This window comes from Escherichia sp. KTE172 (assembly GCF_000408845.1).
Lineage (GTDB): Bacteria > Pseudomonadota > Gammaproteobacteria > Enterobacterales > Enterobacteriaceae > Escherichia > Escherichia coli.
Genome location: NZ_KE137316.1, coordinates 2,933,740 through 2,952,622, shown reverse-complemented (window position 1 = coordinate 2,952,622; position 18,883 = coordinate 2,933,740). Strand labels below are relative to the sequence as shown.

Annotated in this window: 13 protein-coding genes and 1 pseudogene; 11 read left to right on the top strand and 3 right to left on the bottom strand. The window is 50.0% G+C overall.

Annotated elements, in window-relative coordinates:
- The first annotated feature begins 314 nt into the window (after positions 1-314).
- The 7 genes from G434_RS29900 (at position 315) to tnpA (ending at position 8,300) form a co-directional block, all read left to right on the top strand.
- The gene (locus G434_RS29900) at positions 315-797 is read left to right on the top strand and encodes a hypothetical protein (protein ID WP_038428612.1); all 483 of its coding nucleotides are present in this window, start codon (positions 315-317) and stop codon (positions 795-797) included.
- Between the two features lie 275 nt (positions 798-1,072).
- Positions 1,073-2,542, top strand: coding sequence for a hypothetical protein (locus G434_RS09870; protein ID WP_001309856.1), 1,470 nt, complete (start codon positions 1,073-1,075; stop codon positions 2,540-2,542).
- A 161-nt stretch (positions 2,543-2,703) separates the two neighbouring features.
- Positions 2,704-3,294, top strand: a complete 591-nt coding sequence (gene uhpA / locus G434_RS09875; protein ID WP_000633675.1) for a response regulator transcription factor UhpA — start codon at positions 2,704-2,706, stop codon at positions 3,292-3,294.
- Positions 3,294-4,796: a signal transduction histidine-protein kinase/phosphatase UhpB gene (gene uhpB / locus G434_RS09880; protein WP_001322651.1), complete on the top strand. Its 1,503-nt coding sequence runs from the start codon at positions 3,294-3,296 to the stop codon at positions 4,794-4,796. The genes uhpA and uhpB overlap by 1 nt, the downstream gene beginning before the upstream one ends.
- 9 nt (positions 4,797-4,805) lie before the next feature.
- A complete protein-coding gene (gene uhpC, locus G434_RS09885) occupies positions 4,806-6,125 on the top strand; it encodes an MFS transporter family glucose-6-phosphate receptor UhpC (protein ID WP_001309854.1) in 1,320 nt (439 codons plus the stop codon).
- Between the two features lie 137 nt (positions 6,126-6,262).
- Positions 6,263-7,654: a hexose-6-phosphate:phosphate antiporter gene (gene uhpT / locus G434_RS09890; RefSeq protein WP_000879194.1), complete on the top strand. Its 1,392-nt coding sequence runs from the start codon at positions 6,263-6,265 to the stop codon at positions 7,652-7,654.
- A gap of 187 nt (positions 7,655-7,841) precedes the next feature.
- Positions 7,842-8,300: an IS200/IS605-like element IS200C family transposase gene (gene tnpA, locus G434_RS09895; protein WP_000526135.1), complete on the top strand. Its 459-nt coding sequence runs from the start codon at positions 7,842-7,844 to the stop codon at positions 8,298-8,300.
- A 111-nt stretch (positions 8,301-8,411) separates the two neighbouring features.
- Here the strand turns inward: tnpA and adeD are convergent, their stop codons facing one another.
- Complete coding sequence (gene adeD, locus G434_RS09900; protein ID WP_001065715.1) at positions 8,412-10,178, bottom strand: adenine deaminase; 1,767 nt, start codon at positions 10,176-10,178, stop codon at positions 8,412-8,414.
- Between the two features lie 174 nt (positions 10,179-10,352).
- On the opposite strand from adeD, the gene adeQ reads away from it, so the two are divergent.
- The gene (gene adeQ / locus G434_RS09905) at positions 10,353-11,687 is read left to right on the top strand and encodes an adenine permease AdeQ (RefSeq protein ID WP_001513042.1); all 1,335 of its coding nucleotides are present in this window, start codon (positions 10,353-10,355) and stop codon (positions 11,685-11,687) included.
- 52 nt (positions 11,688-11,739) lie between these two features.
- Positions 11,740-12,192, top strand: coding sequence for a DUF1198 domain-containing protein (locus tag G434_RS09910; RefSeq protein WP_001295241.1), 453 nt, complete (start codon positions 11,740-11,742; stop codon positions 12,190-12,192).
- A gap of 115 nt (positions 12,193-12,307) precedes the next feature.
- Here the strand turns inward: G434_RS09910 and G434_RS09915 are convergent, their stop codons facing one another.
- Positions 12,308-12,631 (bottom strand): helix-turn-helix domain-containing protein, encoded by a 324-nt coding sequence (locus G434_RS09915; protein WP_000125643.1) that lies wholly within the window; start codon positions 12,629-12,631, stop codon positions 12,308-12,310.
- Positions 12,615-12,968 carry a type II toxin-antitoxin system RelE/ParE family toxin gene (locus G434_RS09920; protein WP_122134680.1) on the bottom strand — a complete coding sequence of 118 codons (354 nt, stop codon included), beginning with the start codon at positions 12,966-12,968 and terminating at the stop codon, positions 12,615-12,617. The genes G434_RS09915 and G434_RS09920 overlap by 17 nt, the downstream gene beginning before the upstream one ends.
- Before the next feature lie 232 nt (positions 12,969-13,200).
- On the opposite strand from G434_RS09920, the gene nepI reads away from it, so the two are divergent.
- Together nepI and air are read left to right on the top strand one after the other, a co-directional pair.
- Positions 13,201-14,385 (top strand): purine ribonucleoside efflux pump NepI, encoded by a 1,185-nt coding sequence (gene nepI / locus G434_RS09925; RefSeq protein ID WP_001288546.1) that lies wholly within the window; start codon positions 13,201-13,203, stop codon positions 14,383-14,385.
- Positions 14,386-14,586: 201 nt separating this feature from the next.
- Positions 14,587-18,883, top strand: a pseudogene (gene air, locus G434_RS30355) (inverse autotransporter adhesin EaeX/Air); the annotation flags it as partial.

The window sequence follows — 18,883 nt, the reverse complement described above, 5'->3', positions numbered from 1 at the left end:
TTATGATGAATACGGATTGTAGTTACGAAATGCCTGCAGACATTGTGAGTAATACATATGATTTATTAAACCTGCGAATTCAAAAAGATGAGGGCCATTTACCTGTTCAGGAAAAAATTGATATTACTGAGGATTATTTACACTCTATGACTATGGATGCTCATAGATGTATAAAAGAACAAACTAAACCAAGTGGTGCTGCAAAAATAACTTGCTGTGGTGTTGAGTTAAGTAAAGATATTCTTAAAAAGTTTGCAAACAAAATTGAAAAAATTGAACAATATCCAAAATATATTCAAAACACACTTGAAGAAATGGTTAAACAGCTTTGCTTTGATGTTAATGATTGTGCTGAGGTAAGAGAATTATTAAAACAATCAAACGGTAATATTACGGATGATAAGATTGATGAAATAATCGCTTGCTTAGCCAGTCCTCAGGGGATTACATGTTTTTATTATTCTTCCGCACAAGGCTATCAGACTCGCTTACAACATACATCTCAAGATGTTCGCGAGTTACTCTCAAAGAGTTTGGATGGTGCCACTTCATTAACATTGCATTTAAAAAAATCAGGAAATGCTTTTTTTGGGTCTGGAAAGTATCTTAATGAAATGGATTTTACTATAAATGGGTTTAGTCAGAAGATGTATTCGATGGCGGTTAATAATGTTGGAAATGAAGTTAAGCTTCAGTGTTCTCGTTATTTTACTACCGGTAGGGTCGACGAACAAAACTCCAAAATCGATAAAGTCACTTTTACATTTTTCGGTGCCGCAACAACTGCTGATTTATGATTTTTGCCTGATAAATCGCGTTTATCATTAAGGTGAACGCGTATTGTTAACCGTCTGTGTATAAACAGTCTTTTTGAAAAAATGAGCGATTTTTGATAGTGAATAAGTAGAATTAGTGATGCAATTGCATTGGGAAAATCGTTAAAAATTAACGACACATGGTCTTATTATTGAAATAAATGAAATATAGCGGTTAGCATTGACATATTTATCATGCTAACCATTGATGCTTCTAAAATGTCAAAATATGCAAGGTGTCATATTGCGAGGTTACTATGGTTAGTGTGACGAGTTATACATATCCAACGGAAACAGAGAATGATAATAGCCAGTTTCAGAGTCAAACTCAGAGTCAGGGCCTGAGCCAGAGTCTAAGAGATAGTATCGAGGGTAATATTGCTGCATTTGATGCGATGGAACAAAGCGGCCTGCTCGATAATTGTAGAACATTATCTAAAGATGCCACTTTTCGTGAAGTTTTCCGAAATATATTATTATACATTTTAGATTCTTTTCATATCTATCGGCATGATATCAGTGGTAAATTGGTTTCTTATTTTCATGTTACGCCTGAATCAGCGAATGCGAATTATAAAACATGGATCGCTACCACTGGCATGGATAGCTATATAAAAATTGAACAGACCGGCAGTGATAAATTTAAAGTCACTGATGTGTATCGTGAGTTAAATGGCAAGAGTTTGGAAAAAAAGAGTAGGGACAGGGATTTTAGTGGTCGAAATGTGAAAGAGTTTATAGGGTTATTATCAGAGCACGATGTATTGGAAAAGTATCAACTCTCAAAAGTAACAGTTGCTGCAAATGCTCTTAAGTTAGAAGTTGTTAATAATAATTTTAAAAATGAACTCAGCAGTGGAGTTACTGATGCTGAGCACCAATTAAAAAAAGCGTTATATGAACAAACTCAATCAACTCCAGATAAATCAATCCAATATGAATTGATTCCAGATAAATTAATTCCAGATGATTGTAGTTATAAATCAGACATAAAAAAACTAGATGTTCGGGAGGGAGAGTTTAGTGCACTTCTTGCTGATGCATCAAGACATGTTGGAGAGGCTAGCTCATTTATTGCATGTTGTGGAGTTAAAATAAATAGCACTATCCATGAATTACTGAGGAGTAAAACCATGGCTTTGTCTGGTCATGGAGGTGTTAGAAAATATAAAGATTTCGAAAAACTTTTTAGTGAAATTGTATTTACGCCAGATGAATGTAATATTGTGAGAAACTCTCTACAGAAAGATGGTGTTGAGAAAAAAACCAGAGAAAATATTATTTCTTGCCTCTCCAGTATTTCAGGAATAGGTAACCTGTATTATGCTTGTTCACAGGCATTTCCTGTCGCGCTTGATAGGGGGGATATTAATGCAATACAGGCAAGCAATTCTATTTCTGCCGGGTTTAATAGTAACCCAGGGTTTTGTGCTTTGATGGGAAAAACAAATTTTCTTTTTGCTGACTTTTCACAGCATACATTCACACAAACTCATTATATTGTAAAAGCCGAAATAAATGAAGCTGGTAACGATTTTAATATTGCTAATTTCATTTATCGAACATACGGTGAGGATTATATTCATAACGACTCAGTGGATGACTCTCTTAATGAGCGTTCCGCTGAAGATTATAGGTTTCTGGATGACTCTTTGTTACCTGAAAACGATTTCCGCAACAGGAGGAGAAATTTCTCAGGCAATATTGCAATCGCAACCTACAAATAATTCGCTTTTTCGCAATAACACGTACCAAACGCTTACCTTTCAGGTAAGCGTTTTGACGATAAGACCAACATCATTAAGCCAATACATACCCCATATCCAACTTGAACAACATCGCGCTTATCGTTAAGGTATGCGCGTTTTTTATCCGCCAGGACCCAATCATGATCACCGTTGCCCTTATAGACGATCACCTTATCGTCCGCTCCGGCTTTGCGCAGTTGCTGGGGCTGGAACCTGATTTGCAAGTAGTTGCCGAGTTTGGTTCGGGGCGCGAGGCGCTGGCGGGGCTGCCGGGGCGCGGTGTGCAGGTGTGTATTTGCGATATCTCCATGCCCGATATCTCCGGTCTGGAGCTGCTAAGCCAGCTGCCGAAAGGTATGGCGACGATTATGCTCTCCGTTCATGACAGTCCGGCGCTGGTTGAGCAGGCGCTTAACGCGGGGGCGCGCGGCTTTCTCTCCAAACGCTGTAGCCCGGATGAACTGATTTCTGCGGTGCATACGGTTGCCACGGGCGGCTGTTATCTGACGCCGGATATTGCCATTAAACTGGCATCCGGTCGCCAGGACCCGCTAACCAAACGTGAACGCCAGGTGGCGGAAAAACTGGCGCAAGGAATGGCGGTGAAAGAGATTGCCGCCGAACTAGGTTTGTCGCCAAAAACTGTGCATGTACATCGTGCCAACCTGATGGAAAAACTGGGTGTCAGTAACGACGTTGAACTGGCGCGCCGCATGTTTGATGGCTGGTGATGAAGACGTTGTTCTCCCGCTTAATTACCGTTATTGCCTGCTTTTTTATCTTCTCTGCCGCATGGTTTTGCTTGTGGAGTATCAGCCTGCACCTGGTTGAGCGCCCTGATATGGCGGTGCTGTTATTTCCGTTTGGTCTGCGTCTGGGGCTAATGCTGCAATGCCCGCGCGGATACTGGCCGGTGCTGCTGGGCGCGGAGTGGCTGCTGATTTACTGGCTAACGCAGGCGGTCGGTTTAACCCATTTTTCCTTATTGATGATCGGTAGTTTACTGACGTTACTACCCGTTGCGCTGATCTCGCGCTATCGCCATCAACGTGACTGGCGCACCTTGCTGTTACAGGGGGCGGCCCTGACGGCGGCGGCGTTGTTGCAGTCGCTGCCCTGGCTTTGGCACGGCAAAGAGTCGTGGAATGCGCTACTACTGACTTTAACTGGCGGCCTGACGCTGGCCCCTATATGTCTGGTGTTCTGGCACTATCTCGCCAATAACACCTGGCTGCCGCTCGGCCCGTCGTTAGTTTCTCAACCGATCAACTGGCGCGGGCGACATCTGGTCTGGTACTTGCTGCTGTTTGTTATCAGTCTCTGGCTCCAGTTGGGATTGCCGGCCGAACTGTCGCGCTTTACGCCATTCTGTCTGGCGCTGCCGATTATCGCGCTGGCCTGGCACTATGGTTGGCAAGGGGCGCTGATTGCGACGTTGATGAACGCCATCGCGCTGATCGCCAGTCAAACCTGGCGCGATCATCCGGTGGACTTATTGCTCTCGCTGCTGGTGCAAAGTCTGACAGGGTTGTTGCTTGGCGCTGGCATCCAGCGGTTGCGTGAACTTAACCAGTCGCTGCAAAAAGAACTGGCGCGCAATCAGCATCTGGCTGAACGTTTGTTAGAAACCGAAGAGAGCGTGCGCCGTGATGTGGCGCGTGAGCTGCACGATGATATAGGTCAGACCATCACTGCCATTCGTACTCAGGCGGGCATTGTCCAGCGACTGGCGGCAGATAACGCCAGCGTGAAGCAGAGCGGGCAGCTCATCGAACAACTGTCGCTGGGTGTTTACGATGCGGTGCGCCGTTTGTTAGGGCGGTTACGTCCGCGCCAGCTGGATGATCTCACCCTGGAGCAGGCCATCCGCTCACTGATGCGGGAAATGGAGCTGGAAGGGCGCGGCATTGTCAGCCATCTCGAATGGCGTATCGATGAGTCAGCGTTAAGCGAAAACCAGCGCGTGACGCTGTTTCGCGTCTGCCAGGAAGGGCTGAACAACATTGTGAAACATGCCGATGCCAGCGCGGTTACGCTGCAAGGCTGGCAGCAGGATGAACGGTTGATGCTGGTGATTGAAGACGATGGCAGCGGTTTGCCGCCGGGTTCCGGGCAACAAGGTTTTGGCCTCACCGGAATGCGCGAGCGCGTAACGGCGCTGGGCGGCACATTACACATTTCCTGTCTGCACGGCACGCGTGTCAGCGTTTCTCTACCTCAACGTTATGTCTAAGGTTCGATGATGTTGCCGTTTCTGAAAGCGCCTGCCGATGCGCCATTAATGACTGACAAACATGAAATTGATGCACGCTATCGCTACTGGCGTCGGCATATTCTGCTGACCATCTGGCTGGGTTACGCGCTGTTTTACTTCACGCGGAAAAGTTTTAACGCCGCCGTACCAGAAATCCTTGCTAACGGCGTGCTCAGCCGTAGCGATATCGGCCTGTTAGCGACCCTGTTTTACATTACTTACGGCGTGTCGAAGTTTGTCTCCGGCATTGTCAGCGATCGCTCAAATGCCCGTTATTTTATGGGGATAGGGCTTATCGCCACGGGCATTATCAACATTCTGTTTGGCTTCTCGACGTCGCTATGGGCGTTTGCCGTACTCTGGGTGCTGAACGCCTTTTTCCAGGGCTGGGGTTCACCGGTGTGTGCGCGTCTATTAACCGCCTGGTATTCTCGTACCGAGCGCGGCGGTTGGTGGGCATTATGGAACACGGCGCATAACGTCGGCGGCGCACTCATTCCCATTGTGATGGCAGCGGCTGCACTACATTACGGCTGGCGTGCCGGGATGATGATTGCTGGTTGTATGGCGATCGTCGTGGGGATTTTTCTCTGCTGGCGGCTGCGCGATCGCCCGCAGGCGTTAGGTTTACCGGCGGTCGGTGAATGGCGGCACGACGCGCTGGAGATTGCTCAACAACAAGAAGGGGCAGGGCTGACGCGTAAAGAGATCCTCACCAAGTATGTGTTACTGAATCCGTATATCTGGCTGCTTTCGTTTTGCTATGTGCTGGTCTATGTGGTCCGGGCGGCAATCAACGACTGGGGCAATTTGTATATGTCCGAGACGCTGGACGTCGATCTGGTCACGGCGAATACGGCAGTGACGATGTTTGAACTGGGCGGATTTATCGGTGCGCTGGTAGCCGGTTGGGGCTCGGACAAATTGTTTAACGGCAACCGTGGGCCGATGAATTTGATTTTCGCCGCCGGAATTTTGCTTTCAGTCGGCTCGCTGTGGCTGATGCCATTTGCCAGCTACGTGATGCAGGCAACCTGCTTCTTCACTATTGGTTTTTTTGTCTTTGGCCCGCAGATGTTAATCGGCATGGCGGCGGCAGAGTGTTCCCACAAAGAGGCGGCAGGGGCGGCGACGGGGTTTGTCGGCTTGTTTGCTTATCTGGGGGCGTCGCTTGCTGGTTGGCCACTGGCGAAAGTACTCGATACCTGGCACTGGAGCGGATTTTTTGTGGTTATCTCTATCGCCGCCGGGATTTCCGCACTGCTGTTACTGCCCTTTTTGAACGCCCAGGCACCGCGCGAAGCGTGATGCATCTCACCTTTTCACTTCATATCCGGCAAAACTAAGAAATTTTCCAGGTTTTGCCTGGACGCTATCTCAGGCCTGATTTGCTGCTGATTTTTACAATGCATGCCTCACGCAGGTATTCATTTCAGGAGTAACCCATGCTGGCTTTCTTAAACCAGGTCCGCAAGCCGACCCTGGACCTTCCGCTCGAAGTGCGGCGCAAAATGTGGTTCAAACCGTTCATGCAATCCTACCTGGTGGTCTTTATCGGCTACCTGACGATGTACCTGATTCGCAAGAACTTTAACATCGCGCAGAACGATATGATTTCGACCTACGGGTTGAGCATGACGCAGCTGGGGATGATCGGCCTGGGCTTCTCCATCACTTATGGCGTGGGTAAAACGCTGGTTTCCTACTACGCCGACGGCAAAAACACCAAACAATTCCTGCCGTTCATGCTGATCCTGTCTGCCATTTGTATGCTGGGCTTCAGCGCCAGTATGGGCAGCGGCTCGGTTAGCCTGTTCCTGATGATTGCCTTCTACGCCTTAAGCGGCTTTTTCCAGAGCACCGGCGGTTCGTGCAGTTACTCCACCATCACCAAATGGACGCCGCGTCGTAAGCGCGGGACCTTCCTCGGTTTCTGGAACATTTCTCACAACCTTGGCGGTGCAGGCGCGGCAGGTGTAGCGCTGTTCGGCGCAAATTACCTGTTCGATGGCCATGTCATCGGCATGTTTATCTTCCCGTCGATTATCGCGCTGATTGTCGGTTTTATCGGCCTGCGTTACGGCAGCGACTCCCCGGAATCTTATGGCCTCGGCAAAGCTGAAGAACTGTTCGGCGAGGAGATCAGCGAAGAGGACAAAGAGACAGAATCTACCGATATGACCAAGTGGCAGATCTTTGTTGAGTATGTGCTGAAAAACAAAGTGATCTGGCTGCTGTGCTTCGCCAACATTTTCCTCTATGTGGTACGTATTGGTATCGACCAGTGGTCAACTGTGTACGCGTTCCAGGAACTGAAACTCTCTAAAGCGGTGGCGATTCAGGGCTTTACGCTGTTTGAAGCTGGCGCGCTGGTCGGTACGCTGCTGTGGGGCTGGCTCTCTGACCTGGCGAACGGTCGCCGTGGCCTGGTGGCCTGTATCGCGCTGGCGCTGATTATCGCCACGCTCGGTGTGTATCAACACGCCAGCAACGAATATATCTACCTGGCTTCTCTCTTTGCGTTGGGTTTCCTGGTCTTTGGCCCGCAATTGTTGATTGGTGTGGCTGCTGTTGGCTTTGTACCTAAAAAAGCGATTGGCGCTGCCGATGGTATTAAAGGCACCTTTGCTTACCTGATTGGCGACAGCTTTGCCAAGTTAGGTCTGGGAATGATTGCCGATGGGACGCCAGTATTCGGCCTTACCGGCTGGGCAGGCACCTTCGCTGCGCTGGATATCGCCGCGATTGGTTGTATCTGCCTGATGGCGATAGTGGCGGTGATGGAAGAACGCAAAATCCGCCGCGAGAAAAAAATTCAGCAGTTGACAGTGGCATAAACGTAACTGGTGACTTTTGCCCGGCATGACGCCGGGCTTTTTTTGTGCACAGAAAACCCCCAGCTAGGCTGGGGGTTCCGGAAAGCTTTCAGCTTTAAGCCAGTTATTAAAACCCCTTTTGATTTGTTAAAACACCTTGCGGTCTGGCAACTGCAAGTGTCAAACAAGAAATCAAAAGGGGGTCCCAATGGGGAACGAAAAGAGCTTAGCGCACACCCGATGGAACTGTAAATATCACATAGTATTTGCGCCAAAATACCGAAGACAGGTGTTCTACAGAGAGAAGCGTAGAGCAATAGGCAGTATTTTGAGAAAGCTGTGTGAGTGGAAAAGTGTACGGATTCTGGAAGCTGAATGCTGTGCAGATCATATCCATATGCTTGTGGAGATCCCGCCCAAAATGAGCGTATCCGGCTTTATGGGATATCTGAAAGGGAAAAGCAGTCTGATGCTTTACGAGCAGTTTGGTGATTTGAAATTCAAATACAGGAACAGGGAGTTCTGGTGCAGAGGGTACTACGTCGATACGGTGGGTAAGAACACGGCGAAGATACAGGATTACATAAAGCACCAGCTTGAAGAGGATAAAATGGGAGAGCAGTTATCGATTCCCTATCCGGGCAGCCCGTTTACGGGCCGTAAGTAACGAAGTTGGATGCAAATGTCAGATCGTGTGCGCCTGTTAGGGCGCGGCTGGTAAGAGAGCCTTATAGGCGCATTTGAAAAACCTCCGGCTATGCCGGAGGATATTTATTTATTATTCAGTGACTTCCAGCGTGGTGAAGGCAAACTTCTCGCCATCAAACAGCCCCTGACTGGTTAGTTTCAGCGCGGGGATCACTGGCAGGGAAAGAAACGCCATCTGAATAAACGGCTCATCCGGTAACGGACCGCATTCACGGGCGGCGGCTTTCAAGGCGTCAATTTGCTCCGCCAGTGACTGCGCCGTGTCGGTGCTCATCAGGCCGGCAATGGGTAACGGTAGATGACTTTGGACCTGTCCGTTACGTACCACGCACAGCCCGCCGCCATCCTGAATCACCTGATTGACCGCCAGCGCCATCTCTTCGGCACTGCGACCGATCACCACAATATTATGGCTGTCATGGCTGACCGTCGCAGCCAGCGCGCCTTCATTCAGACCAAAGCCGCCGAGCAAACCACAAGCCGGAGCCAGACGTTGCCCGTAACGCTCAAGTACGGCAATAAAGCACACATCATCGCGATCAAAACCATTTTCGCTGTAGACGCTGGAGCGGGAGTGCGTAATCAATTCGTTATGGATGACGTCAATGACCCGATAGCGTTTTCCGGGCGTAAATTGCAGGGCAAAGTCGCTGGCGGAAACTGGCTGGCGGGCAATGGTGTTGCCATATGGCGGAGCGGATTGTGCCAGTCTCGCCGACTCTTCCGCCTGTAAGGTTTGCGCGTCAATCGGTTCGCCTTTCACCAGTACCTGCTGCACCGTGACCTTACGCGCATCGCTCAACAGGACGATATCAGCCTGCTTACCGGGTGCCAGTAAGCCGAGGTGATTCAGACCAAAGTGGCGCGCCGTCGACCAGCTGGCGACGCGATATGCCACATGCAGCGGCACATTGTGTTGTTCGATCAGGCGGCGAATTAAGGCATCGATGTGTCCTTCATGGGCGATCTCCCACGGGTTACGGTCATCAGTACAGAGCATGCATTGCGGGCTGTTAAATTCGTTGATCAACGGTGCCAGTGCGTTGAGATTGCGGGCAGCGGACCCTTCGCGGATCATCAACGACATGCCGAGTTGTAATTTCCGGCGTCCTTCTTCCAGCTGATAACTTTCGTGGCAGTTTTCAATACCCGCAGCAATATAGGCGTTAAGTTCTTTACCACCCAAACCCGGGCAGTGACCGTCCAGCGTCAGGTGGCGAAATGCATCCAGTTTATCGAGCAGCGCATTCTGCCCGCTAATTACGCCAGGGTAGTCCATCATTTCTGCAAGGCCGGTAACCTGCGGATGGTCCCGCCAGGCGAGCATCTGTTCAAGGGTAAAACTGGCACCGTTAACATCGCAGCCTTCCAGGGCGGGTACGCAAGAGCTGACCTGCAAGTATTGGTTTTGCCTTGCCTGTTCGGCACAGCGGGCAAACCAGGCGAAACCGGCTTCGCCCATCACGTTGACGATTTCATGAGGGTCGCAAATAACGGTCGTCAGGCCGCGCGGCAGGGTAGCGGTTTCAAAGGTGACCGGCGTCATCATGCTGGATTCAATATGCAGGTGAGCATCAATAAACCCTGGCACCGCCGTTGCGCCGCGGGCATCAATCCGCTGCAAAGCCGGAGCATCAGTGTATTCTGCGCCAACACCAGCAATGTAACGTCCTTTAATCACAATTGGGCCGGAAATTTCTCCGCCATTGATCAGGTCGAGAATAGAGACATTATCAATAATATAATCGGCAACAGCGTCGCCACGGGAAACGGCTAACAATTCCTGGTATTCCGCCCGGCTAATGTGATGAAATTTATGGTTAATAGAATTATTCATATTTTTCTCATTTTGATTTTATCAATTTGATTATTATTTATCATAAAGAAACGTCGCGAGATTATTAAAGAATATCCATTAATGTGCAATTGAAATGTGATAATTATCACTGAACCGTTGTTGTCATTTGTTTTACAAAAGCAAGGGATTAAATCTCCTCCAATGGACAAAAAAATGAATAATGACAATACCGATTACGTGAGTAATGAATCAGGGACGCTTTCGCGATTATTTAAACTACCTCAGCATGGGACCACCGTCCGCACAGAATTGATTGCGGGGATGACCACTTTTTTAACCATGGTGTACATCGTTTTTGTGAACCCGCAAATCCTCGGCGCGGCACAAATGGACCCGAAAGTGGTGTTTGTTACCACCTGTTTGATTGCCGGTATCGGCAGTATTGCGATGGGGATATTTGCTAACTTACCCGTGGCGCTGGCTCCGGCAATGGGGCTGAACGCCTTCTTTGCGTTCGTGGTCGTGGGGGCGATGGGTATCTCTTGGCAGACCGGGATGGGCGCGATATTCTGGGGCGCAATTGGGCTATTTTTGCTCACGCTGTTTCGTATCCGTTACTGGATGATCTCCAACATTCCATTAAGTTTACGTATTGGCATCACCAGCGGAATCGGATTATTTATTGCCTTAATGGGATTAAAAAACACTGGCGTTATTGTCGCCAATAAAGACACCCTGGTGATGATTGGCGATTTAAGTTCTCACGGCGTGTTGTTAGGTATTTTAGGGTTTTTTATTATAACCGTGTTGTCATCACGTCATTTTCATGCCGCGGTGCTGGTTTCTATTGTGGTGACGTCTTGCTGTGGATTATTTTTCGGTGATGTTCATTTTAGCGGCATCTATTCCATTCCGCCTGATATTAGCGGCGTCATTGGTGAAGTAGATTTGAGCGGCGCGTTAACACTTGAACTCGCCGGTATCATTTTCTCCTTTATGCTGATCAACCTATTTGATTCATCAGGAACATTAATTGGTGTAACTGATAAAGCTGGCTTAATAGATAGTAACGGTAAATTCCCCAATATGAATAAGGCGCTATATGTTGATAGCGTCAGTTCGGTGGCGGGCGCGTTTATCGGCACCTCGTCTGTTACCGCCTATATTGAAAGTACTTCTGGTGTGGCAGTCGGTGGTCGCACGGGGCTGACTGCGGTTGTGGTCGGCGTTATGTTCCTGTTGGTTATGTTCTTCTCACCGCTGGTGGCGATGGTTCCTCCTTACGCAACCGCCGGAGCGTTAATCTTTGTTGGCGTGCTGATGACTTCGAGCCTGGCGCGCGTTAACTGGGATGATTTTACCGAATCGGTGCCCGCATTTATTACCACGGTGATGATGCCCTTTACTTTCTCGATTACCGAAGGGATTGCACTTGGCTTTATGTCGTACTGCATCATGAAAGTGTGCACCGGGCGCTGGCGCGATCTGAACCTGTGTGTGGTGGTGGTCGCAGCTCTGTTTGCACTGAAGATTATTCTGGTGGATTAGTAACTGGCGAGGGTTTCCAGATATCATGAGTTCTGATTACGCAGGAGAACTCATGATCTGGATAATGCTCGCCACGCTGGCGGTAGTGTTTGTGGTTGGTTTTCGGGTGCTGACATCCGGGGCCAGAAAAGCGATTCGCCGTCTCAGCGATCGGCTGAATATCGATGTCGTACCCGTGGAGTCGATGGTCGATCAAATGGGAAAGTCAGCCGGTGACGAATTTTTACGTTATTTGCATCGTCCGGATGAGTCGCACCTGCAAAACGCCGCGCAGGTGTTGCTCATCTGGCAAATTGTCATTGTCGATGGTAGCGAACAGAATCTGCTGCAATGGCATCGGATTTTACAAAAAGCCCGCCTTGCCGCGCCGATTACTGATGCTCAGGTCAGGCTGGCGCTGGGTTTTCTGCGCGAAACCGAACCTGAAATGCAGGATATTAATGCTTTTCAGATGCGCTATAACGCGTTCTTTCAGCCTGCCGAGGGCGTTCACTGGCTGCATTAAAACCGCTTCGTCTTATCAGCCTACAGACCGCGCCTGACCTGTAGGGTGGATAAGGCGTTCACGCCGCATCCGGTATTGGAACTGACAGTAGGTGAATGCATTATCTACGTTCTATTTACAGCAGCACCTCCAGCCCGTGTTTTTGCACAATGCTGAGCAGTTTTAATGAAATGCCATTGGGGCGTTTAGCGCCACTTTCCCATTTTTGTACAGTTGAAACGCTGGTATTGAGATAGTGAGCGAAGACGGGCTGACTCACTTTTAATTTTTCCCGCAGTGCTTTTATCTCAACAGGTTGTAAGTCTTGCACGCTGGTCAGGCAGGCTTTGTCAAAAGTACGCATCGTTTCGGCAGAAATAGCATCGACGCTGGACAATCCAGCCGCTGCGCTGTGAATAGCCTCAAATGCAGGACTTTTAAATTTAGTTTTTGCAGTCATAGCAGATCTCTGTCAGTTCTTTAGTGTTAATCATTGCTGTTAGTTGGGCTTTCGTCAGGAAGGCATAATGCTTTGCAATTTCACGAAACCCAGCCAGTTCCTGACTATTGATGTTCGACATATCCTGTTTTGCATATAAAAACGTGTAAAACCAATTGCTTCCTCCTTTCGCCAGAATAATTGCACGCTCACGATTTTGGTGAAGGCGCTTTTTAAAAACGCCACCGCCAAGTGCATCAGCTTTACCTTGTTCCGTTTCTAAAATGGCCCGGCACAACTCTTCATCTGTTATTGCATGAGACCTGGCTTCCCTTGCAAACCATTTGGTTTTAAACACGCGCATATCGTTGAGGTCCTGTTATTAAAGTATATCACCAAGTGCAATACTTTATCCCTTGTTCCCAACACAATCGCGAAAATACATATCACCTTGCCCTATGATTTTTATTTCTTCGAGCAGCCTCGAACTTTCCCACAACACCGTAAAAGTTGCAAAAACGTTAAATGCGTCACACATTTCAATGTTAAAGTGGTCGGCTTTTCCCCTGAAACATGCCACGGGTAACACCATGAGTGAATTTATTGCCGAAAACCGCGGCGCGGATGCCATCACCCGACCGAACTGGTCAGCCGTTTTCTCGGTGGCGTTTTGCGTCGCCTGTCTGATTATCGTTGAGTTTTTGCCTGTCAGTTTGTTGACGCCAATGGCCCAGGATTTAGGCATTTCGGAAGGGGTTGCCGGGCAATCGGTGACCGTGACCGCCTTTGTGGCAATGTTTGCCAGTTTGTTTATTACCCAGACAATTCAGGCCACTGACCGCCGCTACGTTGTTATTTTGTTTGCCGTTTTGCTGACGCTCTCCTGCTTGCTGGTTTCCTTTGCTAACTCATTCAGTTTGCTTTTAATCGGTCGTGCCTGTCTGGGGCTGGCGCTGGGCGGGTTCTGGGCGATGTCGGCGTCGCTGACCATGCGTCTGGTACCGCCGCGTACGGTGCCGAAGGCGCTGTCGGTGATCTTCGGCGCGGTTTCTATTGCGCTGGTGATTGCTGCGCCGTTGGGCAGTTTTTTAGGCGAGCTTATCGGTTGGCGCAATGTCTTTAATGCGGCGGCGGCGATGGGCGTGTTGTGTATTTTCTGGATTATCAAATCATTGCCTTCGCTGCCAGGCGAACCCTCGCATCAGAAACAAAATACTTTCCGCTTATTACAACGTCCGGGTGTGATGGCAGGGATGCTCGCCATCTTCATGTCTTTCGCCGGGCAGTTTGCTTTCTTCACGTATATTCGCCCGGTGTATATGAACCTGGCGGGATTCGGCGTGGATGGCTTAACGCTGGTGCTGTTGAGTTTTGGTATCGCCAGCTTTATTGGTACGTCGCTTTCGTCGTTCATTCTTAAACGTTCGGTAAAACTGGCCTTAGCAGGCGCGCCGTTAATACTGGCTGTGAGTGCGTTGGTGCTGACGTTGTGGGGAAGCGATAAAATCGTTGCTACCGGCGTGGCGATTATCTGGGGGCTAACTTTTGCATTGGTTCCTGTCGGCTGGTCAACGTGGATCACCCGCTCACTGGCCGATCAGGCAGAAAAAGCCGGGTCTATTCAGGTGGCGGTTATTCAGCTTGCTAATACCTGTGGCGCGGCAATCGGCGGTTATGCGCTGGATAATATTGGTCTGACTTCGCCGTTGATGTTGTCCGGCACATTGATGTTGCTGACGGCGTTATTGGTCACCGCAAAGGTGAAAATGAAGTAACGTATTTACAGGAGGGGTTACTGCTCTGGCGGGAAAGCTCTCCTGTTCTTCCCCTGATAACCATTGATCAGGCATTGTTCTTATCTTGTTGTTATTTCCATTATTCCGCCTGTATTCATCATTTGCTAATCATGAATCATCATTTTCTCTCATGTTAAAGAAAGGTCATTTAATCTGAACGCATAGCGACAGGGATGACAAATGGCAGGGAAAGCGCATGGGAATGGCGATCGTCGGGGCGATAACACCATATGTGGATTGGGGGATCGTTTACGTCGTCTGACCGCCGGTATTTGCCTGATAACACAAACTATTTTCCCTGTTATGGCTGCTGCCCCTACGCATATTAATCCTGCGCACTCGGATACTGCCGCGTCACTGATCCTGCCGAACGTTAAAACTATTCCATATACCCTGGGTGCGTTGGAATCGCCACCAACGGTCGCGGCACGCTTTGGTATCACCGTTGATGAATTACGTCGCCTGAATCAGTTCCGTACCTTTGCGCGGGGCTTTGACAATGTGCGTCAGGGCGATGAAATAGATGTGCCCCTCATTAACAGTAACAGCCCTGAAGCGCGCAACCTGAAAGCAATGCAGATGGAGCGCGACGGCAAAGATCCGCAAATGCAGGTCGCGGAAATGGCGCAGCAAAGCGGAACACTTTTAGCTCGCGATATGGACAGCGAACAGGCGGCGAGTATGGCGCGTGGCTGGGTGGCTTCTTCTGCATCTGCGCAGGCAACGGACTGGCTCAGCCGTTGGGGAACTGCCCGGGTATCTCTTGGTGTGGATGAAGATTTCAGCCTTAAAAGCTCGTCATTTGAATTTCTCCATCCCTGGTACGAAACGCCGGATAACCTGGTCTTCAGCCAGCACACACTTCACCGTACGGATAATCGCACTCAAACCAACCACGGTATCGGCTGGCGTTATTTCACATCGAGCTGGATGTCTGGCGTCAATATGTTTATCGATCATGACCTGACCCGCTATCACACCCGAACCGGGATGGGCGTTGAATACTGGCGCGATTACCTGAAACTGAGCGGCAACGGTTATCTGCGCCTCAGTAACTGGCGTAGTGCACCGGAACTCGACAATGACTATGAAGCACGTCCGGCGAACGGTTGGGATCTTCGCGCCGAAGGCTGGTTACCGGCCTGGCCGCAGCTGGGCGGCAAGGTGGTCTATGAACAATATTATGGCGATGAAGTGGCGCTGTTTGGTAAAGACGAGCGTCAAAATGATCCTCACGCGATTACCGCAGGTTTGAGTTATACCCCTGTTCCTCTGATCTCCTTTAGTGCCGAGCAACGGCAGGGCAAACAGGGAGAAAACGACACCCGAATTGGTATGGAGTTGACGTTGCAACCCGGCCATTCACTGCAAAAACAGCTCGATCCGGCTGAAGTTGCAGCACGACGTAGCCTTGTGGGCAGTCGCTATGACCTGGTCGATCGTAATAACAATATTGTCCTCGAATATCGCAAGAAAGAGCTGGTGCGGCTGACGCTGACCGATCCGTTGAAAGGCAAGCCGGGTGAGGTTAAATCGCTGGTTTCTTCCTTACAAACCAAATATGCGCTGAAAGGTTATGACATTGAAGCCGCCTCCCTGCAATCAGCGGGCGGAAAAGTAGCTGTTTCCGGCAAGGATATTCAGGTCACTATTCCTCCCTACCGATTCACGGCAATGCCTGAAACCGACAACACTTACCCGATAGCGGTTACAGCGGAAGATTCGAAAGGAAATTTCTCCCGGCGTGAAGAAAGTATGGTGGTCGTGGAAAAACCCACATTAAGCCTCGCCGGTTCAACGCTTTCTGTCGATCTGCAAATCCTGCTTGCTGATGGAAAATCAACCTCAACGCTGACCTATACCGCGCGAGATTCCAGCGGCAAGCCAATCCCAGGTATGACGTTAAAAACACAGGTGAAAGGTTTGCAGGATTTCGCCTTAAGCGAATGGAAAGACAACGGTAACGGAACCTATACCCAAATAGTTACCGCCGGGAAGACGTCTGGCGCGTTATCGCTGATGCCGCAATTTAACGGCGATGATATCGCTAAGACGCCAGCGCTGATTGCTATCGTGGCGAATACAGCATCCCGCGCTGACTCCACGATTGAGACAGACCAGGATAATTACGTCGCGGGTAAGCCGATAGTCGTTAAAGTGACCCTGAGAGATGATAACGGCAACGGGGTTACCGGACGAAAAGAACTTCTCAAACAAACCGTTAAAGTTGACAACACGAAGGCTGATGCCGTTAGTGCCTGGACGGAAGAAAGTGAGGGAATTTACAAAGCAAGCTATACGGCCCATCTCATTGGCGACAAATTAACGGCCCAGCTGACGATGCCCGGCTGGCAAACCAAACATTCGGATGCGTTCAGTATTGCGGGTGATAAAGATACCGCCAAAATCGCTGCGATGCAGATCACCGCGAATAACGCAGTTGCCAGACGCGATCACAATACCGTCGCTGTGACGGTCAGGGATGTGCATCAAAATTTACTGCAGGGACAAAATGTTACCTTCACGGTCGTGAATGGTGCGGCGGTTTTTGCCGATCCAAATGGCGGTATTGTGACGACAGATAAAGACGGGATTGCCAGCGTTAACCTTGCCAGTGACCAGGCGGTAAACAGTCTTATCAAGGCCGAGACCAATGGCAGTAGTCAGTCTGTGGAAGTGAGCTTTATTACTGGCGATATCTCGCAGCTGACCTCCACCATCAAGACAGACGATGTGTCATACACCGCGGGTGGCAAGATAAAAGTGTCAGTTACCCTTATGGATGAGCAGAAAAACCTGGTGAAAGGGATGGCTTCGCTGCTGGCGGGTAGCAGTGTGGTCGAGGTGAGCGGTACAGATAAAAATGAAACGGGTAACTGGAGCGAAGAGTCTGATGGCGTTTACACCAGCACCCGAACCGCGAAGATTGCTGGCGATCGCCATTACGCCACGCTGAAACTATCGACATGGAGTAGCGCGCAGCAATCTGATGCGTATGCCATACGCGAAAGCGGAGCTGTGTTGGCTTATTCCTCCATCGTTACCGACAAAACGGCCTACACCGCAGGCGGTGCGATAAAAGTTACGGTAACACTCAAGGATAGCTATGAAAACCTGGTCGGGGGGCAACGAGACGCTATCAACCAGGCTATCCAGCTGCCAAATACAAAAGCGGAAAGCATCGCCTGGAATGAAGATCAAAAAGGAATTTATACCGCAACGTATACCGCCTTACTCCCTGGCACCGGTTTAAAAGCACAGCTACAGATGTCCGGCTGGGCGAGCGCTCTGACTTCAAATGATTACAGTATTAGTGGCGATGCCGCCAGCGCACAAATTGTCGCGATGCAAGTGACAACGGGTAACCCGGATGTGCTGGCGAATGGCAGCGATCGACATACGGTGAATGTCCGGGTGGAAGATCAGTTTGGCAATGTGCTGCCGGAGCAGACCGTCACCTTTACGGTGACGAAGGGGGCGGCTGTATTTGCCAATGCAGGGCAGAGCGCAGATATCAGGACGGATGCGCATGGCATGGCAGAGGTTGATCTGAGCAGTACCGTAGCGGATGCCAGCACTGTTGAGGCTAAGATCAATCAAAGCAGCGATAGTAAAACGGTGAACTTTATTGCTGATGTTAGCACGGCGCAGGTCGCTGAGCTGGTGGTGACGCAGGACGGCTCAGTGGCTGATGGTTCGACGGCGAACATGCTGCGGGTGAGGGTGACCGATGTGTTCGGGAATGTACTTGCCGGCCAGACGGTCAGCGTGTTGGCGGACAACGGCGCAACGGTCGCTCCGACGGTGATTACAGAGCCGGACGGCACGGTGGAGATCTCAGTCACCAGCCAGACCGCCGGAACCAGTGCGGTCACCGCCAGCATCAACAACAGCAGCCAGAGCCGGAACGTGACGTTTATTGCGGATGTCAGCACGGCGCAGATCGCGGATCTGGTGGTCACCCGGGATAACTCGGTGGCTGACGGTGCAATGGCGAACACGCTGCGGGTGAGGGTGACCGATGCGTTCGGGAATGCGCTGAATGGGCAGACGGTCAGCGTGTTGGCGGATAACGGTGCAACGGTCACTCCGACGGTCACTACAGAGCCGGACGGCACGGTGGAGATCAGTATCACCAGCCAGACGGCGGGAGTCAGTGCAGTCACTGCAACCATCAACAGCAGTACTCAGAGTCAGAACGTGACATTTATCGCCGATGTCAGGACGGCGAAGATCGCGGATCTGGTGGTCATTAAGGACGACTCAGTGGCAGACGGTGCAATGGCGAACACGCTGCGGGCGAGGGTGACCGATGCATTCGGTAATACGTTGGGCGGGCAGACGGTCAGCGTGTTGGCGGATAACGGCGCAACGGTTGCCCCGACAGTCACTACGCAGCCGGACGGCACGGTGGAAATCAGTGTCACCAGTCAGACCGCCGGAACCAGTACAGTCACTGCCAGCATCAACAACAGCA